At 69.0% G+C, this 19096-nt stretch carries 19 protein-coding genes and 1 tRNA gene; 8 read left to right on the top strand and 12 right to left on the bottom strand.

The window, feature by feature from the left end; genetic code table 11:
* The first annotated feature begins 20 nt into the window (after positions 1-20).
* Entirely contained in the window at positions 21-1064 is a 1044-nt protein-coding gene (locus tag VPH43_RS20640) for an FkbM family methyltransferase (RefSeq protein ID WP_328579642.1), read from the top strand.
* Between the two features lie 249 nt (positions 1065-1313).
* On the opposite strand, the gene VPH43_RS20645 is transcribed toward VPH43_RS20640, so the two are convergent.
* The 4 genes from VPH43_RS20645 to VPH43_RS20660 all read right to left on the bottom strand — a co-directional run bounded on the left by VPH43_RS20645 (position 1314) and on the right by VPH43_RS20660 (position 2932).
* Positions 1314-1390: transfer RNA gene (locus tag VPH43_RS20645), tRNA-Pro, on the bottom strand.
* Positions 1391-1412: 22 nt separating this feature from the next.
* Positions 1413-1940 carry a hypothetical protein gene (locus tag VPH43_RS20650; RefSeq protein ID WP_328579643.1) on the bottom strand — a complete coding sequence of 176 codons (528 nt, stop codon included), beginning with the start codon at positions 1938-1940 and terminating at the stop codon, positions 1413-1415.
* Between the two features lie 11 nt (positions 1941-1951).
* Positions 1952-2446, bottom strand: coding sequence for a ribonuclease E activity regulator RraA (gene rraA / locus VPH43_RS20655; RefSeq protein ID WP_328579644.1), 495 nt, complete (start codon positions 2444-2446; stop codon positions 1952-1954).
* Entirely contained in the window at positions 2447-2932 is a 486-nt protein-coding gene (locus tag VPH43_RS20660) for an Lrp/AsnC family transcriptional regulator (protein WP_328579645.1), read from the bottom strand.
* Between the two features lie 107 nt (positions 2933-3039).
* On the opposite strand from VPH43_RS20660, the gene yedA reads away from it, so the two are divergent.
* Together yedA and VPH43_RS20670 are read left to right on the top strand one after the other, a co-directional pair.
* On the top strand, positions 3040-3945 hold the full coding sequence (gene yedA / locus VPH43_RS20665; RefSeq protein ID WP_328579646.1) for a drug/metabolite exporter YedA: 906 nt from the start codon (positions 3040-3042) through the stop codon (positions 3943-3945).
* Positions 3946-3986: 41 nt separating this feature from the next.
* Positions 3987-4979 (top strand): MBL fold metallo-hydrolase, encoded by a 993-nt coding sequence (locus VPH43_RS20670; protein WP_328579647.1) that lies wholly within the window; start codon positions 3987-3989, stop codon positions 4977-4979.
* A gap of 7 nt (positions 4980-4986) precedes the next feature.
* Here VPH43_RS20670 and VPH43_RS20675 read toward each other — a convergent pair whose 3' ends face one another.
* Both VPH43_RS20675 and VPH43_RS20680 read right to left on the bottom strand, forming a co-directional pair.
* Positions 4987-6711: a thiamine pyrophosphate-binding protein gene (locus tag VPH43_RS20675; RefSeq protein ID WP_328579648.1), complete on the bottom strand. Its 1725-nt coding sequence runs from the start codon at positions 6709-6711 to the stop codon at positions 4987-4989.
* Positions 6708-7961 (bottom strand): MFS transporter, encoded by a 1254-nt coding sequence (locus tag VPH43_RS20680; protein WP_328579649.1) that lies wholly within the window; start codon positions 7959-7961, stop codon positions 6708-6710. The genes VPH43_RS20675 and VPH43_RS20680 overlap by 4 nt, the downstream gene beginning before the upstream one ends.
* Before the next feature lie 92 nt (positions 7962-8053).
* On the opposite strand from VPH43_RS20680, the gene VPH43_RS20685 reads away from it, so the two are divergent.
* The 4 genes from VPH43_RS20685 (at position 8054) to nadC (ending at position 12309) form a co-directional block, all read left to right on the top strand.
* Positions 8054-8914 carry an AraC family transcriptional regulator gene (locus VPH43_RS20685; protein ID WP_328579650.1) on the top strand — a complete coding sequence of 287 codons (861 nt, stop codon included), beginning with the start codon at positions 8054-8056 and terminating at the stop codon, positions 8912-8914.
* Between the two features lie 96 nt (positions 8915-9010).
* Complete coding sequence (locus VPH43_RS20690; protein WP_328579651.1) at positions 9011-10204, top strand: hypothetical protein; 1194 nt, start codon at positions 9011-9013, stop codon at positions 10202-10204.
* Positions 10205-10319: 115 nt separating this feature from the next.
* Positions 10320-11432 (top strand): quinolinate synthase NadA, encoded by a 1113-nt coding sequence (gene nadA / locus VPH43_RS20695; protein ID WP_328579652.1) that lies wholly within the window; start codon positions 10320-10322, stop codon positions 11430-11432.
* Positions 11433-11442: 10 nt separating this feature from the next.
* Positions 11443-12309 (top strand): carboxylating nicotinate-nucleotide diphosphorylase, encoded by an 867-nt coding sequence (gene nadC, locus VPH43_RS20700; RefSeq protein WP_328579653.1) that lies wholly within the window; start codon positions 11443-11445, stop codon positions 12307-12309.
* On the opposite strand, the gene VPH43_RS20705 is transcribed toward nadC, so the two are convergent.
* Entirely contained in the window at positions 12279-12788 is a 510-nt protein-coding gene (locus tag VPH43_RS20705) for a GNAT family N-acetyltransferase (RefSeq protein WP_328579654.1), read from the bottom strand. The genes nadC and VPH43_RS20705 overlap by 31 nt on opposite strands.
* Before the next feature lie 66 nt (positions 12789-12854).
* On the opposite strand from VPH43_RS20705, the gene VPH43_RS20710 reads away from it, so the two are divergent.
* Positions 12855-13145 (top strand): late competence development ComFB family protein, encoded by a 291-nt coding sequence (locus VPH43_RS20710; RefSeq protein ID WP_328579655.1) that lies wholly within the window; start codon positions 12855-12857, stop codon positions 13143-13145.
* Positions 13146-13161: 16 nt separating this feature from the next.
* On the opposite strand, the gene nadB is transcribed toward VPH43_RS20710, so the two are convergent.
* The 5 genes from nadB to moaE all read right to left on the bottom strand — a co-directional run bounded on the left by nadB (position 13162) and on the right by moaE (position 18908).
* Positions 13162-14787 (bottom strand): L-aspartate oxidase, encoded by a 1626-nt coding sequence (gene nadB / locus VPH43_RS20715; protein WP_328579656.1) that lies wholly within the window; start codon positions 14785-14787, stop codon positions 13162-13164.
* Between the two features lie 49 nt (positions 14788-14836).
* Complete coding sequence (gene clpB, locus VPH43_RS20720) at positions 14837-17425, bottom strand: ATP-dependent chaperone ClpB (RefSeq protein WP_328579657.1); 2589 nt, start codon at positions 17423-17425, stop codon at positions 14837-14839.
* Between the two features lie 99 nt (positions 17426-17524).
* Positions 17525-17995: a flavin reductase family protein gene (locus tag VPH43_RS20725; RefSeq protein ID WP_328579805.1), complete on the bottom strand. Its 471-nt coding sequence runs from the start codon at positions 17993-17995 to the stop codon at positions 17525-17527.
* 20 nt (positions 17996-18015) lie between these two features.
* Complete coding sequence (locus VPH43_RS20730; protein WP_328579658.1) at positions 18016-18414, bottom strand: CrcB family protein; 399 nt, start codon at positions 18412-18414, stop codon at positions 18016-18018.
* On the bottom strand, positions 18414-18908 hold the full coding sequence (gene moaE, locus VPH43_RS20735) for a molybdopterin synthase catalytic subunit MoaE (RefSeq protein WP_442909319.1): 495 nt from the start codon (positions 18906-18908) through the stop codon (positions 18414-18416). The genes VPH43_RS20730 and moaE overlap by 1 nt, the downstream gene beginning before the upstream one ends.
* Positions 18909-19096 lie beyond the last annotated feature (188 nt).

Genomic DNA, 19096 nt, shown 5'->3' on the forward strand with positions numbered 1-19096 from the left:
CATAGATTTTGCGGATTCGTATGGAAACAGATCAGGTCACCTGTGCGCTCTTCCGCGCGTTGCTTGGACGCGACGCCGAGCCAGCGGCGGTGGCCAATTTTCGAGGTATGGGCATTGAGGCCGTCGCGAGGGCCATCGTGGAGTCGCCTGAGTTCCGGCAGCGCCAGGGCGCTGCCACGGGCGAGCGCAGCCCCTTCTGGCATTACGCCGCGCGCTTCGACGCACCGGGACTGATGTGGAAATATGCCGTGTCCGGTCTCCAGCCCCGTCCCGGACTCATCGTGAACTTCCTCGGAGTGGTAATCGACCCGAAGTTCCTGCCCCTGATCCTGCGAGGTATGGCGGGCGAAGTTCAGCCAGTGCCAATGCCATCAAATTGGCACGCCGACATCGCAGAATGGGGTGCCGTCCTCCGTGCCGTCGACTTGGCCGGAGACACGTTTGTCGTAGCCGAGCTTGGATGTGGTTGGGGGTGCTGGCTGAACAATGCCTGCGTGCCTGCCAAGCGTGCGGGCAAGCAAGTTTTTGGCATTGGCGTTGAGGGTGACCCTGGCCACGTCGAATTCGCCAAGGAAGCGTGCGCACTGAATGGCCTGCTGCCCAGCGAGATTGCGGTGCACCACGCGATTGCTGGCAAAGATGGCTGGGCCTTGTTCCCGCGGCAGGAGCATGCCGGGCATTCCTGGGGGCTGCAAGCCGTCTTTGATGCAACGCCGGAGCAGCGCGCAGAAGCGCTGCGCAGGAAAACGCACCAAGAACTGCCGATGTTGTCGCTTGCCACCATTTCCGGAGGCAAGCGCCTAGACCTGCTACATATCGACATCCAAGGCGCTGAGGTTGACGTCATTCGCAACAGCCTCGACTTTCTAGACAGCAATGTCGCCTACATCATGGTGGGAACGCACTCGAAGCAGATCGAAGGCCAACTGATGGACCTTTTGCTACCGCGCGGGTGGGTGCTGGAGATCGAACGACCTGCCATCTTGTCTCTGGCAGAGGAAACGCCGCTGGTCACCGTCGACGGAGTGCAGGGCTGGCGCAACCGCGTGCTACGGCCTCTGTAGTCCATCGAAACGGTGCGGCAGCCTCGCAAGGGCGCAAAGCGCCGCATGTCTTCGCACAAAATCCATCTTTCTGCGCGTGGCTATTGAGCGTTGACGGCTGTACGCGTCACCGCGCCTATCGGCTAAGAGCACGGCTGCAATCAGCCCATCGCCCTTCATGACGTCCTGGGTGCGGCAGCGAACCCTTCCCAGGGCACACGGCAACGCAGACCCCATCTGACTCGGCTGGGAGCCCGGCCAGAGCAGAAATGGTCGGGGTGAAAGGATTCGAACCTTCGACCCACTGGTCCCAAACCAGTTGCGCTACCAGGCTGCGCTACACCCCGACGTGAAGGGCTGGATTGTAGGTCAGTGCACCGGCGCCGGTTGCGGCATCGGCAACTGCAGCTGCCGCGCGACCGCCATGCACTGCTGGATGTGCTGCTCCGCCACGAACTTCAGCGCTGAAAACGTGAGCGCGGCCGACACCGCCTGGCCAGCCACCGGCACGTACTTGGTCACCTGCTGGGTGGTCAGCCGCACGCCCACCGTCTTGAGCAGCTTGAGCACCAGCTCACGTGTGACCAGCCGGCCCACCACCAGGCCACCGGCGGCCGACAGCGCCTTGTAGACCACCAGCCGGCGCTCCGGCGACAGGCGCTCCACCTGCTCCGGCGTGAGCCCGAAGGCGTGGTTGATCTCGGGCAGCAGCTTCACCAGCATGCCGATGTCGGTGACCAGGTCGAGGCCAGGCAGCGGCACAGCCGCCACACCGGCGGCAACCAGCGCGCGCCGGGTCACCAGCCGGCGGCAATGGCGCGCCACCTGGTCGATCTGCTCCGGGGTGGACGGCACCACCACCCAGGCGGTCTCATCTCTATCTCTGTTTGCCCGCATGTTGTGGCCTTTCAGGCCGCCGGCATCACCACGATGCCATCGGCATCCGCAAAGAGGCAATCACCAGGCCGCACCCACACACCCTGCACCTGCACCGGCACGTCCCGCTGCCCTTGGCCCCGACGGTCGGTGGGCAGCGGCATCAGCGCCAGCGCACGGACGCCCACCCGCGCCGCGGCCAGCTCCGCCGCGTCGCGCACGCAGCCGTCGATCACCACACCAGCCCAGCCGTTGTGGGCAGCCGCCGCAGCCAGGTTGCCGCCCAGCAGGGCCCGGCGCAGCGAGCCAGCGCCATCGACCACCAGCACCCGCCCCTCGCCCGGCGACTCCACGGCCGCCTTCACCACCGTGTTGTCCTCAAAGCACTTGACGGTCACCACCGGGCCGGCGAACCGGCTGACGCCACCGAAATCACGAAACACCGGTGGCAGCGCGCGAAACGCACCGTCGCTCGCGGTCTTGTGCGCGTCACCCAGGTCACAGGTCGAGAAATTCGAAAAGTCCATTCAGGCGTTCTCCACTTTCTTGATCGGCGGCTTCACGTCCTCGCGGCGCGGCGGCAGCATGATCTGGTGCTCCCGGGCCGGGTTGAGGATGATCGAGGTCGAGGTTTCGGTGAGTATGCAGAAGCGGGTGACGACCGCGTCCAGATGGGCCACATCGATCACCGCGATCTCGAAGATCCAGCTGTCTTCGCCGGTCACGTTGTAGGCGTTCACCACCTCGGGCGTGGCCTGCAGCACCTTGATGACGCGGTTGTACTCGGCCCGGCCCACCCGCATGATGGCGCGGATGCCGTAGCCCAGCGCCCCCAGGTTCACCGTGGCGCGGTAGCCGGTGATCACGCCGGCGGCCTCCAGTTTGCGCACCCGCTCGGTCACGGCCGGCTGCGACAGGTGCACCCGGCGCCCGAGTTCGGCCATGGACAGGCGGGCGTCGGCCTGCAGCTCGGCCAGGATGCGGGTGTCGTAGTGGTCGAGGTCGATAGGCATGTTCAAAGCGTAGCAGCGCCAGAAGCTGCAAACAATGCGGGCAGCGCACTGATGTGCCTTGAAATTCGCATCGATCCGGAGAAGATTCTTTCTTAGGATGATGCTCCATGAGCACGACCCTCACCGCCTCCCCTTCCGCCGCCTCTGCCCCCATGTCGCCCCTGGTCCTGGCCTGCCTGGCCGCCACCTGGGTGGTGTGGGGCTCCACCTACCTGGCCATCAAGTACGCGCTGCTGAGCCTGCCGCCTTTCTTCCAGATGGGTAGCCGCTTCCTGGTCGCCGGGCTGCTCCTGCTGGGCTGGATGCGCTGGCGCGGCGCCGCCCTGCCCTCGGCACGCGAGTGGCGCAATGCGTTGCTGGTGGGCACCTTGATGCTGGCCGGCGGCATGGGCGGCACCGCCTATGCCGAGCAGACAGTGGGATCCGGGCTGGTGGTGGCTTTCATCGCGGTGGTGCCGCTGATGATCGCGCTGGTGAACCTGTGCTTCGGCATCCGGCCCCAGCGCCTGGAAACCGCCGGCATCGCGGTGGGCCTGGGCGGCGTGCTGATGCTCACCCAGGGCGCCGGTTTCCAGGCCTCGCCCGCCGGGCTGGCCGCCATCGCGATCGCGTGCATCACCTGGTCCATCGGCAGCGTGCTCAGCCAGCGCAGCCTGCCGCTGGCCCCGGGCCCCATGGGCTTTGCGAGCGAGATGATCTGCGGGGGCCTGGTGCTGCTGGCGCTGTCCGGCTTGAGCGGTGAAACGCCCCAGTGGCCGCCGCGTACCGAATCGGTGCTGGCCTGGGTGTACCTGGTCGTATTCGGCTCGCTGATCGCATTCAACGCCTACATGGTGTTGCTGCAGAAGGCGTCGGCGGGGTTGGCGTCCAGCTACACCTTCGTCAACCCGGTGATCGCGATGCTGCTCGGCGTGGCCATCGCCGGTGAGCAGGTCACCGCGTTCGAATGGGGCGCGGTGGCCGTGGTGCTGGCCGGTGTGGTGCTGCTGATGTGGAAGCCCGCGCGCGGCTGAGCCGCTTGCCGCATGCCCGGCACGCCGCTAGGCTGCCGGCCATGCAAACGTCTGTCCGTCGACTGTCGGCCGCAGCGTCCTTGGTGCTCACGCTGTGCGCCTGCGCGCATGCGCCGGTGCCCCTGCCCGCCGTGGCGCCCGGTGTCAGCTGGCTGGCGGGCCGTTTCGAGCCCGGCGAGCAGCCGGATGGCAACAGCGTGGTCTTCGAAGCGCCCGATGGACTGATCATCTTCGACACGGGCCGCAGCGCCGCCCATGCCGAGCGCCTGGTGGCCGCGGTGAAGGCCGATGGCCGGCCGCTCAAGGCCATCGTCAACAGCCACTGGCACCTCGACCACATCGGTGGCAATGCGAGCTTGAAAGCAGCTTTCGGTTCCCCCCCGGTTCTGGCCAGCGGCGCGATCGAAGCGGCCCGCACCGGCTTTCTGGCCAACTACCGCCGGCAGATCGACGAGCGCCTCGCCACCCTGCCCTCGGAAGCTGTGGAACGGCATGCGCTGGGCCATGAGCTGGAGATCATGGATGCGCGCGCCGCCAGCACGCCGGACGTCACCGTGGACGCCACGCAGACACGCGGCATCGCGGGTGGCCCGTTCGTGGTCGGCCTGGCCCGACAGGCCGTGACTGCGGGCGATGTGTGGCTCTACCAGCCGCACGCCAGGGTGCTGGCGTCCGGCGACCTGGTCACCCTGCCCGCCCCCTTGTTCGACACCGCCTGCCCCGCGCAATGGCAACAGGTGCTGGACCGCCTGGCCGAACTCGATTTCGAGTGGCTGGTACCCGGCCACGGCGCGCCCATGCGCCGCGCGGGCTTCGACACCTACAGGCAGGCGTATGGCCGGCTGCTGCAATGCGCCGCGTCCGACGCGACACCGCAGCACTGCGTGGACGGATGGATCGCGGATGCGCGCACCCTCTTCCCGCCGCAGGACGACAAGCTCGCGCGCGGGCTGCTGGGCTACTACCTGGAGAACCACCTGCGCGGGCCGAAGGCACAACAGGCGTTCCAACGCCTGGGCTGCCCCGCTGCCTGAGCGCTGCTCAACGCGGCTGGCGCTTCAGCGACGCCTCGCGGATCGCGCTCAGCGTGGTGCGGCTGGTGCTGACATCGGCATCCAGCTTCAGGTGCAGCAAGGTGGGCTGGCCGCTTTCCAGCGCCGCAGCAAAGGCGGGCTCAAACTGCGCCGTGGCCTCCAGCCGCTCGGCGCGCCAGCCGTAGGCGCGTGCCAGCGCGGCAAAGTCGGGGTTGAACAGGTCGCTGCCGCTCACGCGGCCCGGGTACTCGCGCTCCTGGTGCATGCGGATGGTGCCGTAGGTGCCGTTGTCCACCACGATGCTGATGAGCCGCTTGGCGCCGTAGCCGGTGGCCGTGGCCAGTTCCTGCCCCGTCATCAGGAAGTCGCCATCGCCCGCGATGTTGACCACCGTGCGATGCGGGTACAGCAGGCTGGCGGCCACCGCGGCCGGCACGCCATAACCCATGGCGCCGGAGGTGGGCGCCAGCTGGGTGCGGCCATGGTGCTGCAGGCCGGGATAGCGGTGGAAACGATGGAGCCAGCCGCTGTAGTTGCCGGCGCCATTGGTGTAGACCGCGTCGGGCGCGAGGCGATCGACAACACGGATCACTTCGGCCATGTCCAGCGGCTGCACCGGCGTGGGCTGCAGGTTGGCTTCGTAGTCGGCATGCGCGGCGTCGGTCCAGGCGCGCCACGGCACGTCAGTGGGCGCTGCCAGGGTCTCCAGCGCCTTGGCAGCGCACACCATGGACGCCTGCAGCAGCACATCCGCCGCGTACACGCGGCCCAGTTCCTCCGCACCGGCGTGCACATGCACCAGCTTCTGACGCGGGCGCGGCACATCGAGCAGCGTGTAGCCGCTGGTCGTCATCTCGCCCAGGCGCGGGCCGATGGCCAGCACCAGGTCAGCTTCTTTGACGCGCGCCGCCAGCTTGGGATTGATGCCGATGCCGACATCGCCCGCGTACAGCGGATGGCGGTTGTCAAAGGTGTCCTGGAAGCGGAACGCGTTGCCCACCGGCAGGTGCCAGTTCTCGGCAAAGCGCTGCAGGGCATTGCAGGCCTCCGCGTCCCAGCCGCTGCCGCCCGCAATGACGATGGGCCGCTGCGCCGCCATCAGCAGGCTGCGCACGTCGCGCAATGCGCCGGGCGCCGGCCAGGCCAGCGCCGGCTCCACCCGCGGCAGCACCGGTGCGCTGGTGGGCTGGGTGAGCATGTCCTCCGGCAGCACCAGCACCACCGGGCCCGGGCGGCCCTGCAGCGCGGTGTGGAAGGCGCGGCCGATGTATTCCGGCAGGCGATGCGGGTCCTGCACCTCGGCCACCCACTTGGCAAAGCCCAAGGTGCCGGGGCCGAACATCTGCCGGTAGTCGACTTCCTGGAAGGCCTCGCGGTCGCGCTGGTCGGACGCCACCTGGCCGATGAACAGCACCATCGGCGTGGAGTCCTGGAAGGCGGTGTGCAGGCCGATGCTCGCGTTGGTGGCGCCGGGCCCGCGGGTCACGAAGCAGATGCCGGGCCGGCCGGTGAGCTTGCCCTGCGCCTCGGCCATGAAGGCGGCGCCCCCCTCCTGCCGGCAGGCGATGAACCGAATGCGGTCGCGGTGCTCGTGAAAACCGTCCAGCACCGCCAGGAAACTCTCGCCCGGCACCCCGAACGCCGTGTCCACGCCTTGCGCGATCAGTGCCTCGACGAGCAGGTGGCCGGCAAGCCGGGCGGGCGGGGTGGTGGGCGGTGGTGCAGCGGTCATGCGGGCACTTTAGCCGCACTCCTTGCTGTCCTGGCCACGCGCAAACCCACGAACGACGCCGACACCACGCCCATCAACAAGGCCAGCGCCGCACCGTGGAAAACCCAGGCTGCCGAGCCGCGGTCCATCAGTGCACCGAACACCGGTGCGGCGATCGCGAAGCCCAGGTCCAGGCCGGAGTAGACCGTGCCATAGACCCGGCCGGTGGCTCCGGGAGGCGCAGCGCGTTTGATCAGCATGTCGCGTGAAGGGCCGGCCAGCCCGGTGCCAAAACCGGCCAGTGCGGCAACGGCAGCCGCGGCCAGGCCCGGCAGCACGCCGGCGCCCACCAGCGCCAGCAGCAAGGCGGCCCCGGTGAGGCAGGCGCCGATCAGGCGCTCCAGGCGCTGCGTGCGGCCGACCAGGAAGCCACCCGCCACCATGCCGGCGGCACCGCACAACATGAAGCCGGTGATCACGAAGGCTGTCACGGTGAGCGGCAGGCCATACAGCTGCTGCAGCGCCGGGCTGGAGAAGCTCTGCATCGCGCTCAGGGCGCAGGTGGACCAGAAGAAGAAAGAGAAACACAGCCACACCGAGGGCAGCTTCAGGAACGCCAGCGGATGGTCGTCCACCGCCGGCGCGCCCGGCGCCTTGGCTTCGTGCACCCACGCGCCCTGGCGGTCGTCGATCGCATCGCGCCGCAGCCACAGCACCAGCAGCACGAACAGGGCCCAGCCCGAGGCGGCAGCTGTCGCCACCCGCCATGAGCCCGCGAGCGCCGTCATGCCGGTGAGGAACACCGGCGCGGCGGCCCAGCCCAGGTTGCCGGTGATGCCATGCACCGAAAACGCGTGGCCCAGGCGCGGCTGCGACACCCGCTTGTTGAGAATGGTGAAGTCCACCGGATGGAAGGGTGAATTGCCCAGGCCGGCCAGCAATGCGGCCAACACCAGCCCCGCATAACCATCGGCCGTGGACGCCGCCAGGCCAGCGCCCACGAAACACCCGAGCGCAGCAAACAGCACCGGCCGCGCACCCACCCGGTCCACCAGGAAGCCGGCCAGCGCCTGGCCGATGCCGGACACCACGAAGAAGGCGGTCACCAGCAGGCCGAGCTGCGAATAGCTCAGGCCAAACTCGCGGATGAACAGCGGGAACAGCGGCGGCAGCAGCATGTGAAAGAAGTGCGACGTGCCGTGCGCCAGGCCGATGAGGCCGATGGTGCGGGCATCCTGCCGCAAGGGCACGGAAACGGTGGAACTGCTCATGAGGCGCAGACGTGACGACGAAAGGAGATGTCCGATCCTAGGCGCCGGAGCAGCGGCGGGTTTACGATAGCCGGCCAACTTCTATCGAGATCGTGCCAACCGGACGCAAACAGGCCATCGGGCCGCTCACGCCTCACCTCTTCGTGCCCACGGCCGAGCGCCCGGTGCGCGCCAAGGTGCACCGGCTGCGCACCGACGTGGGGGTGATGCCGCATCGCCACGCCTGGGCACAGGTGGCGTTCTCGTTCACCGGCGTCACCCGGCTGACCGTGGCCGACGGCACCTTCATCGTGCCGCCCTCGCGCGCGCTGTGGATTCCGCCCGAGGTGGAGCATGCGGTCACGGTGCTGGCCGACACCGACATCCACACGCTGTATCTCCATCAGCCGCGCGGCCGCTGCGGCCCCGGCGCCCTGCCCAAGGCCGAGCAGGTGGCGTGGCGCCAGTGCCGTGTGCTGGAGGTGTCCGACCTGCTGCGCGCACTGGTGCTGCAGATGGACATGCGGCCCGATGGCACGGCCGCGCTCGATGCCGCCGCGCTGCAGCGCGAAGCCCGCCTGAATGCCCTGGCGCTGGACGAACTGCGCCGCGCCGCGCCCGTGCCGCTGGGGGTGGACCTGCCGGCGGACAAGCGCCTGCGCGTCCTGTGCCAGGCGGTGCTGGACGAGCCCACCCGCCATGCCACGCTCGCCGGCTGGGCCAGTGATGCCGGCGCCAGCCCCCGCACCGTGGCGCGCCTGTTCCGCCAGGAGCTGGGCACCAGCTTCGGCCAGTGGCGCCAGCAGGTGCTGCTGGCGCAGGCGGTGTCCCTGGCCGCGGGCAAGCGGCCGATGAGCCACATCGCGGCCGAGCTGGGTTATGCCAGCGCCAGCGCGTTCAGCGCGATGGTGCGGCGCTCGGTGGGCAGCCCGCCGAGCCGCTTTCTCGGCAAAGTCGGCACCAGCGTGAAGTAAGCACGCGGCCCAGGCGCGGGGGCAACAAACGGCAACACCTGGGCCGAGCCGGCATCGGTACGGTCACAGGATTCCTTTTCTCTGCCGGAGCCTCCGATGCTGGCGTCCCTGTTTGGCGACATCGCCACCTTGCGGCAACAGGCCGCGCGCAGCACCGCCGCGGCCGATGGCGCCGACGCGGACGGCGAGCACGGCTTCGCGCAAACCGCCGTGCTGGAAGAGGCCGCGGACGGTGCCCCGTTCAACGTGCATGCCAAGGTGGGCGACCCGCACGCGGAAAACCTGTTTGTCACCGGATCGCCGGCGCAGGCCATCCGTGACCACTTCCGCCGCACCCGCGCCGACCTGGACAGCGCCAGCCACATGCTGAGCCTGCTGGACCTGTCGCGCCAGCGTGCCGCCGCCCTGCTCAACGCGCTGTCGGACACCACCGGCGCGCCGGTGGAGCGCCTGCACCTGCGCGAGCAGGCCACCCTGCTCACCCTGGCCACCATCGAGCGCACCACCGTGCCCTGTGGCGGGCGCAACCTGCTGAAGGTCTATCACGCCGACACCCGCGCCGCCGGTGCCGAGGAGGCCGAGATCGCCTGCGCGCTGATGGAGCGCAGCCAGCTCACCGCCGTGCTGCTCGAAGGCGTGCCGGTGGACATCGCCGTGCTGCTGCTGGAGCGCCTGGAGGCCGCGGTGCGCCTGAGCACCTGGCGCTGCCCGCTGCTCGTGTTTCTGCTGGCCGAGCGCGAGCAGGGCCTGGCCGCCCGCATCCGGTCCATGGCCTGGCCGGCGAGCGTGCATGTCAAGGTGGTGGGCGAGCCCGGCCGCGGCCCGTCCGGCCTGTGGAACACCTTGCGCGACCTGTGGGACACGCGCCTGCAGGCCAGCCCCGCCGTGCCGGCGGTGGCGCGCGCGGTGGAGCTCCCCGACCCGGCGATCGCGGCAGGGCTGCTGGCGGTGCTGGCGCAGGACGAAGGTGTGCATGGCGCGGCGCTGGTCGACGGCGCGGCCGGCGTGCTGCTCGCCGGCGAAACCGCCCTGCCGAAAGGCCTGGCGCCCGACCTCGCCCGTGCGGCACTCGCCTGTTCGCTCGCCCTGCGCGGGCAGCAACACGCCGCACGCACCATGGGCCTGCCGCCGGTGGACGAACTCAGCGTGACCGCAGGCGAGCACCAGCACATCGTGCGCGCCGTCGCTGGGCGGCCCGGCCTGTTCCTGCTGGCGCTGCTGGACCGCAAGCGGGCCAACGTGGCCACGGTGCGCCTGAAACTGCGCGAGGCCGAGCGCCGCCTGGCCTGAAGCGCGTGTCGCCAGGCGCTGCTCCCGCCTGGCGCTGGGGAGAAGGCCGCTCCGTTACCATCCTTCACCCCCTGCTCCACTTGCCGCGCCGCCTCGGCGCCCGCATGTCCCACCCATGAGCCAAGTGCTTTTCGACTACACGCGCCAGGACGCCTCCGGCGCGAGCTGCACCGCCCACGCCTGGGCCAAGGTGCCCGCCCCGCTGTCGCCGGCGCAACGCCAGGAATGGAAGGCCCGCGCGGCCGCCCTGCTGAAGCAGCACGACGCGGTGCTGGTGGCCCACTACTACGTGGACGGCGACCTGCAGGACCTGGCGCTGGAAACCGGTGGCTGCGTGGCCGATTCGCTGGAGATGGCGCGTTTTGGCCGCGACCACCCGAGCAAGACGCTCGTCGTGGCCGGCGTGCGCTTCATGGGCGAAAGCGCCAAGATCCTGTCGCCCGACAAGCGGGTGCTGATGCCCGACCTGGACGCCACCTGCTCGCTGGACCTGGGCTGCCCGCCGGAGGACTTTGCGCGCTTCTGCGATGCCCACCCCGACCGCAAGGTCGTCGTGTATGCCAACACCAGCGCCGCCGTGAAGGCGCGTGCCGACTGGATGGTCACCAGCTCCTGCGCGCTGGCCATCGTGCAGCACCTGAAGGACCAGGGCGAAAAGATCCTCTGGGCGCCCGACCGCCACCTGGGCCGCTACATCCAGGAGCAGACCGGTGCCGACATGCTGATGTGGAACGGCGCCTGCATCGTGCATGACGAGTTCAAGGGCCTGGAGCTGGAGCTGTTGAAACAGCAGCATCCGGGCGCCATGGTGCTGGTGCACCCGGAGTCGCCGCAAAGCGTGGTCGCCATGGCCGACGTGGTGGGCTCCACCTCCCAGCTGCTGAACGCGGTGGTCAAGGGCACTGCCCAGGAATACATCGTCGCCACCGACAACGGCATCCTGCACCGCATGCGCCAGCTGGCGCCGGACAAGACGCTGATCGAAGCGCCCACCGCCGGCAACAGCGCCACCTGCAAGAGCTGCGCACACTGCCCCTGGATGGCGATGAACGCGCTGCAAGGCGTGGTGGAGTGCCTGCAGCGGGGCCAGGGCGAAGTGCTGGTGCCGGAACCGGTGCGCAGCCAGGCCTTGGGCTGCATCGACCGCATGCTGGACTTCGTGGCCCGCAACCCGGCGGCGATCACCCAGCCCGCGCAAGGCTTCGTGCCCAACCTGGGCGCGGCCTGAGGAGCGGGCCATGTTCGACCACGACGAAACGCTGGAAGAAGCGCGTGCGCGGAATGTGCGCGACGCCCTGTTCGAAGACATCGGCCGCGCCGACTGGACCGGCCAGCTGGTGCCCGCAGGCCAGCGTGTGCGTGCCCGGGTGCGAGTGCGCGAGGAGGCGGTGCTGTGCGGACGCGACTGGTTCGAGGCCTGCATCAAGGCGCTGGATGGCGGCGCCCGCATCGAGTGGCACTATGCCGAAGGCGAGCTGCAGCACGCCGACACCGACACCTGCCACATCGACGGCGATGCGCGCGCCCTGCTGTCCGCCGAACGACCGGCGCTGAACTTCCTGCAGCTGCTGTCGGCCACCGCCACCGTGACGCGCCGGCACGTGCAGGCGATCGAAGGTGCCTCGCCCAACCCCAGGGGCTGCGCGATCCTGGACACCCGCAAGACGATTCCCGGCCTGCGCCAGGCGCAGAAATACGCCGTGCGTGTGGGCGGTGGGCAGAACCAGCGCCTGGCCTTGTGGCACGGCATCCTGATCAAGGAAAACCACATCGCCGCGGCCGGCGGCGTGGCGGCTGCGCTGCGCAATGCATTTGCGCTGAACGCTGGTGTGGACATCCAGATCGAGGTGGAAACGCTGGAGCAGCTGCGCGAGGCGCTCGATGCAGGCGCCACCAGTGTGCTGCTGGACAACTTCAGCCTCACGCGCATGCGCGAGGCGGTGGCGATCACGCAGGGCCGGGCCCTGCTGGAGGCCTCTGGCGGCGTGACGCTGGAACAGCTGCGCGACATCGCCGCCACCGGCGTGGACCGCATCTCCATCGGCAAGCTCACCAAGGACGTGATCGCGACCGACTATTCGATGCGGGTGCTCGACAGGCTGTAGGCCACGTCCCCGGTGGCCTCCGGCTGGCGCTCAGCCAGCTCGAAACCCAGCGATTGCAGCAGGCGCACCGACCGCGTGTTGCGCCGGTCGGCCACGGCGCGGAACTGCTCGACGCCGAACTCGTCGGCCAGCAGGCGCAACATCCTGCCCATGGCCGCCTTCGCCAGCCCGCGGCCCCAATGGGCGCTTGCGAACACATAGGCCACGAAGGCGGTGTGTGGCGCCAGCACGGTGGCCTGCACGTAGCCGGTGGCCTGGCCGGCGGCATCGCGCACCACCCAGTTCAGCCACAACTCGGCGCCATCAGGCGAGCGCCGCGCCTCCAGCTTGGTGAACCAGGCCTGAACATGGTCCACCGACGTGGGCGGCGTGTCCTCGATGTAGAGGTAGATCGCCGGGTCGGACAACACGGCGTACATCTCTTCGGCGTGCGCGCTGGTCAGTGGCTCGAGGGTGAACTGCGGCTGCGGGAGTGCCATCGCTTCAGTTTGCGCCAAAGCAGCCGATGAGGCGATATCGCGCCCATCCGGGAGCCGGACACCACCATGAGCGACACCGCCGACTTCGAATCGATCCAGAACCACTACGAGCAGCCGGTGCTGGCCGCCGTGCGGGACCGCGCTGCCGGCTACCCCGGCCTGCGCCGCGAGATGCTGGCCGACGTGGCGTGCGTGGCATTGAACCGGCTGCCCCCGCGCTACATCCGCCACCCGGTGGACCTGGCGTTTTACATGACCGACAAGGAACGGGTGGACAACGAGCGCGCCATCGACGAGGCGGTGACCCACGCGTTCGAGTTCGTGCAGGCGCGCGCGGCCATGCGGGCGCGGCGCTGACGCCGGCTCAGGCGCGTCAGCGCTTGTGATCGGGCCTGCGTGCCGGCCCGATCAGCACGGTGGGAAAGCTCACCGGCAGGCTGTTCGGGAAATCGCGGCTGTAGTGCAGGCCGCGGCTCTCATGGCGCAGCAGGGCGGAGCGCACGATCAGCTCGGCGCAGTCCACCAGGTTGCGCAGCTCCAGCAGGTCGCGGTTGACGCGGAAGTTGGCGTAGTACTCGTCGATCTCGCTGCGCAGCAGCTCGATGCGGTGCAGCGCGCGCTCCAGCCGCTTGGTGGTGCGCACGATGCCGACGTAGTTCCACATCATCAGGCGCAGTTCGTCCCAGTTGTGGGCGATGACCACCTGCTCGTCGGCGTTTTCCACCTGGCTCTCGTCCCAGGCCGGCAGGTTCGGCTCGGAGGCACCGGGCCCTTGCAGGATCGCCCCGGCGCAGGTGCGGCCCAGCACCACGCATTCGAGCAGCGAATTGCTCGCCAGCCGGTTGGCACCATGCAGCCCGGTGTAGGTGGTTTCGCCCACGGCATACAGGCCCGGCAGGTCGGCCCGGCCTTCCAGGTCGGTGACCACGCCGCCGCAGGTGTAGTGCGCCGCCGGCACCACGGGAATCGGCTGCTTGGTGATATCGATGCCCAGCTTCAGGCAGCGGGCATAAATGGTGGGGAAGTGTTCCTTCAGAAAGGCCTCGCCCAGGTGGGTGGCGTCCAGCCACACATGGTCGATGCCGTGCTTCTTCATCTCGAAGTCGATCGCGCGCGCCACGATGTCGCGCGGCGCCAGCTCGGCACGCTCGTCGTGCGCGAACATGAAGCGGGTGCCGTCCGGCAACTTGAGGTGGCCCCCCTCGCCGCGCAGTGCTTCGGTGATGAGGAAGCTGCGCTCCTGCGGGTGGTAGAGGCAGGTCGGGTGGAACTGGATGAACTCCATGTTGCCCACCCGGCAGCCCGCCCGCCAGGCCATGGCGATGCCGTCGCCGGTGGAGGTGTCGGGGTTGCTGGTGTAGCGGTAGACCTTGCCCACCCCACCGGTGGCCAGCACCACGGCCGAGGCCGGCAAGGTCTCCACGCGCTGGCAGTCGATGTCCAGCGCATACACGCCGTAGCAGCGTGAAGGCTCCTCGCGCTTCAAGTGACGCGAGGTGATCAGGTCCACCGCCATCCAGCGCTCGCGCAAGGTGATGTTGGGGTGCTTCTTCACCAGCACGAGCAGCGCGTCGTGGATCGCCTTGCCGGTGGCGTCGGCGGCGTGGGCAATGCGGCGCACGGCATGGCCGCCTTCGCGTGTGAGGTGCAGGCCGAGCGGCCCGCTCGGATCGGCCGAGAACGGCACGCCCTGCTCCACCAGCCATTCGATCGCCGCCGCGCTGTGCTCGGCGATGAAGCGCGCGGTGTCCTCGTCCACCAGGCCGGCACCCGCGTCCTGCGTGTCGCGCACATGGGAGTCGATGCTGTCGTCCTCGCCCAGCACACCGACGATGCCGCCCTGCGCCCAGGCTGTGGCGCCTTCGTCGAGGTTGCGTTTGGCGAGCACCACCACTTGCCGCGTGGCGGCCAGGTGCAGGGCCACGGTGAGGCCTGCCAGGCCGGCCCCCACGATGACAACAGGTGCAGCGGGCGGGCGGACGGCGGGCGTGGAGGTCATGGCCGGGATTCTAGGAGTGCCGGCCACTCCGCGCGCCCGTCAGGTCACATCAATGCACCACGCGGTCGAACGAGAACTCGCCGTTGGCCACGTCCACCGGGATCACGTCCTTGGGACCGAAGCGGCCTTGCAGGATCAGCTTGGCCACCGGGTTCTCGATGCGCTGCTGGATCGCGCGCTTGAGCGGCCGGGCACCGAACACCGGATCGAAGCCCACCTTGGCGAGCTCCACCAGCGCCGCCTGCGACACGTCCAGCTTCATGTCCATCTTGGCGACGCGCTGCTCCAGGTTCCTGAGCTGGATCCTGGCGATCGACTCGATGTGCTTCTGGTCCAGCGCATGGAACACCACCGTCTCGTCGATGCGGTTCAGGAACTCCGGTCGGAAATGGTTCTTCACCTCCGCCCACACCGACTCGCGGATCAGCTCATGGTCCTGGCCGGCCATCTGCATGATGATGTGCGAGCCGAGGTTGCTGGTCATCACGATCACGGTGTTCTTGAAGTCCACGGTGCGGCCCTGGCCATCGGTGAGGCGGCCATCGTCCAGCACCTGCAGCAGCACGTTGAACACGTCCGCGTGGGCCTTTTCCACCTCGTCGAGCAGCAGCACGCTGTAGGGCTTGCGCCGCACCGCCTCGGTGAGAAAACCGCCTTCGTCGTAGCCCACGTAGCCCGGCGGCGCGCCGATCAGCCGGCTCACCGAATGCTTCTCCATGAACTCGCTCATATCCACGCGGATCAGGTGATCCTCGCTGTCGAACAGGAACCCGGCCAGCGCCTTGCACAGCTCGGTCTTGCCCACGCCGGTGGGGCCGAGGAAGAGGAAGGAGCCGTACGGCCGATTGGGGTCGGACAGGCCCGCGCGCGAGCGGCGGATCGCATCGCTCACCGCGACGATCGCCTCTTCCTGGCCCACCACGCGCTCGTGCAGCCTGGTTTCCATCTGCAGCAGCTTGTCGCGCTCGCCCTGCATCAGCTTGCTCACCGGGATGCCGGTGGCGCGCGACACCACTTCGGCGATCTCTTCCGCGCCCACCATGGTGCGCAGCAGCTGCGGCGTGGCACCCGCCTTGGCCTTGCCCGATTCCTTGGCCTGAGCGTCCTTGAGCTTCTTCTCCAGCTCGGGCAGCTTGCCGTACTGCAGCTCGGCCACCTTGTTGAAGTCGCCCTTGCGCTTCCACTCCTCGATCTGGAAGCGGATGCGATCGATCTCTTCCTTCACATGGGCGGAGCCTTGCGCGGCGGCCTTCTCGGTCTGCCAGATCTCCTCGAGGTCGGCGTACTCGCGCTCCAGCTTGGTGATCTCGTCCTCGATCAGGCCCATGCGGCGCTGTGAGGCTTCGTCCTTCTCCTTGCGCACGGCCTCGCGCTCGATCTTCAGCTGGATCAGCCGGCGGTCCAGCCGGTCCATGGCCTCTGGCTTGGAATCGATCTCGATCTTGATCTTGGCCGCTGCCTCGTCGATCAGGTCGATGGCCTTGTCGGGCAGGAAGCGGTCGGTGATGTAGCGGTGGCTGAGCTCCGCCGCGGCCACGATGGCCGGGTCGGTGATCTCCACACCGTGGTGCACCTCGTACTTCTCTTGCAGGCCACGCAGGATGGCGATGGTGGCCTCCACGGTGGGCTCGTCCACCAGCACCTTCTGAAAGCGGCGCTCCAGCGCGGCGTCCTTCTCGACGTACTTGCGGTACTCGTCCAAGGTGGTGGCGCCGATGCAGTGCAGCTCGCCGCGCGCCAGCGCGGGCTTGAGCATGTTGCCGGCGTCGATGGCGCCTTCGGCCTTGCCGGCGCCCACCATGGTGTGCAGCTCGTCGATGAACAGGATGATGCGGCCCTCGTCCTGGCTCACTTCCTTGAGCACCGCCTTCAGCCGCTCCTCGAACTCGCCGCGGTACTTGGCGCCGGCCAGCAGGCCGGCCATGTCCAGCACCAGCACGCGCTTGTTCTTCAGCGTCTCGGGCACCTCGCCGTTGACGATGCGCTGCGCCAGGCCTTCGACGATCGCGGTCTTGCCCACGCCGGGCTCGCCGATCAGCACCGGGTTGTTCTTGCTGCGGCGCTGCAGCACCTGGATGGCGCGGCGGATCTCGTCGTCGCGGCCGATCACCGGATCGAGCTTGCCCAGGCGGGCGCGCTCGGTGAGGTCGAGCGTGTACTTCTTCAGCGCCTCACGCTGGCCCTCGGCCTCCGCGCTGTCCACGTTCTGGCCGCCGCGCACCGCGTCGATCGCCGCTTCCAGCGCCTTGCGGGTGAGCCCGTGGCCGCGCACGATGCCGCCGATGTCGCTCTTGGCATCGGCCAGGGCCAGCAGGAACATCTCGCTCGCGATGAACTGGTCGCCGCGCCTGGACGCCTCCTTCTCGGTGGCCTGCAGCAGGCTCTGCAGTTCGCGGCCGATCTGCGTCTGGCCGCCTTGCACCTGGGGCAAGGCGTTGATCGCCGTCTCCATCGCTTGACGCAGCCCGGCGGTGTTGGCGCCGGCGCGGTCCAGCAGCGCCTTCGGGCCCTCGGCCTGCGCCAGCATGGCGGCCAGCACGTGGGCCGGCTCGATATAGGGGTTGTCGCGGGTGACGGCCAGGCTCTGAGCGTCAGACAGCGCTTCCTGGAACCGGGTGGTGAGTTTGTCGAGTCGCATGGCTTTTTCTCGCTTCCTTGCCGTTCGACGTATGGGACATGGGCGCAGTTTCAAGGGCAGGCTGCGTGCCCATCGTGCGCGAGCGCCAGGCCAGCGGCGCTACAGCACCGGCCCGAGCCGGTGATAGCGGCCGCCATGGAACACCAGCGGGGCCAAGCTGCCGTCGGCAAAGTGCAGCACCCGGCCGATGAACAGCACGTGGTCGCCCGCCTCCTGCTGCGACACCAGTTCGCACTCGAACACCGCGGCCGCCTCGTTGAGCACCGGCACGCCGCCCAGGCCGGCATGCCACACGCCCTCGGCGAACTTGTCGGCCACCGGGCTGGCAAAACGGCGCGACAGCGCCACCTGGCCCTCGCCGAGCACGTTGATCGCGAAGTGGGCGCCGCTGGCAAAGGCGTTCAGGCTGGGGCTGGCACTGCGCAGCGACCACAGCACCAGCGGCGGCTCCAGCGACAAGGCGGTGAAGGAGTTGGCTGTCAGCCCCACCCGGTGGCCGGCGCCGTCGACGCAGGTGACGATGGTCACGCCGGTGGCAAAGCCGCCCAGCGCGCTGCGCAGCACCCGCATCGCATGCACCTGCCCCTCGCTCACGCGCCCCAGCCTTTCAGCAGCAGGCGCCCGAGCGAGAAACCGGCGCTGGCACACAGCAAGGCGCCTGCGACATGGGCCAGCGTGTGCCCCAGCGCCATGGCCACCTGGCCGCGTTGCAGCAGCGCAAGCGACTCACCCGAGTAGGCGGAAAACGTGGTCAGGCCGCCCAGGAAACCGGTGACCAGCAGCAGGCGCAGCGTTTCCGCGGGAAAGCGGCTGAACACCACCATGGCCAGGCCCATCAGCAGGCCGCCGGCGCAGTTGACCAGCAGGGTGCCCAGCGGAAACCCCAGCCAAGCGCTGTTGAGCCACAGGCCGGCCGCCCAGCGCAGCAAGCCGCCAGCGGCCGCGCCCACGGCCACGGCCAGCATCTGCGGCCAGGGCAGCGCCCCCATCACCGCAGCGGGGCCGCGTTGCCGGCGGCAATGCCCCAGCGCTGCAGCGCCTGATCGTCGCTCACCCGGGCGTCCACCCAGCGGGCGCCCTCCGGGGTGTGTTCCTTCTTCCAGAACGGCGCCTGGGTCTTCAGGTAGTCCATCAAAAATTCGCAAGCCTGGAACGCCTGGCCGCGGTGCGCCGAGCTCACCGCCACCAGCACGATCTGGTCGCCCGGCTGCAAGGCGCCGATGCGATGGATCACGCGGGCGGCGCGGATGTCGAAGCGCTGGAAGGCGTCATCGACCATGGTTTCGATGGCCCGCTCCGTCATGCCGGGGTAGTGCTCGAGCTCCATCGTGCTCACGCCCTGGCCATCGCTGCGGTCGCGCACGGTCCCCACGAAGCTGGCGACGGCGCCCACGCCGGCATCACCCTGGCGAAGCTGCTGCACCTCTTGGCCGAGGTCGAAGTCCTCGGCTTGAATGGACACACGGGGAACCGGCAGTGGCATCCGGCAATTGTGTCATCGGCCGGACGGCCGCATGCCGCAGGCGCGCCGGTGCACCGGCGCCGGAAGGAGCGGGCCTGCCCCCTTGTTTGGAGGGGCCCCCATTTGCGGGTCCGTGTGTCCAATGTCACTGTTGGGCCGGCCTGCCGGCAAAGAGCGCCGCCGATAATGATTTCCAAACGTATCCCGGC

It is taken from the genome of Ideonella sp. BN130291 (assembly GCF_036231905.1).
Lineage (GTDB): Bacteria > Pseudomonadota > Gammaproteobacteria > Burkholderiales > Burkholderiaceae_C > CAMLIZ01.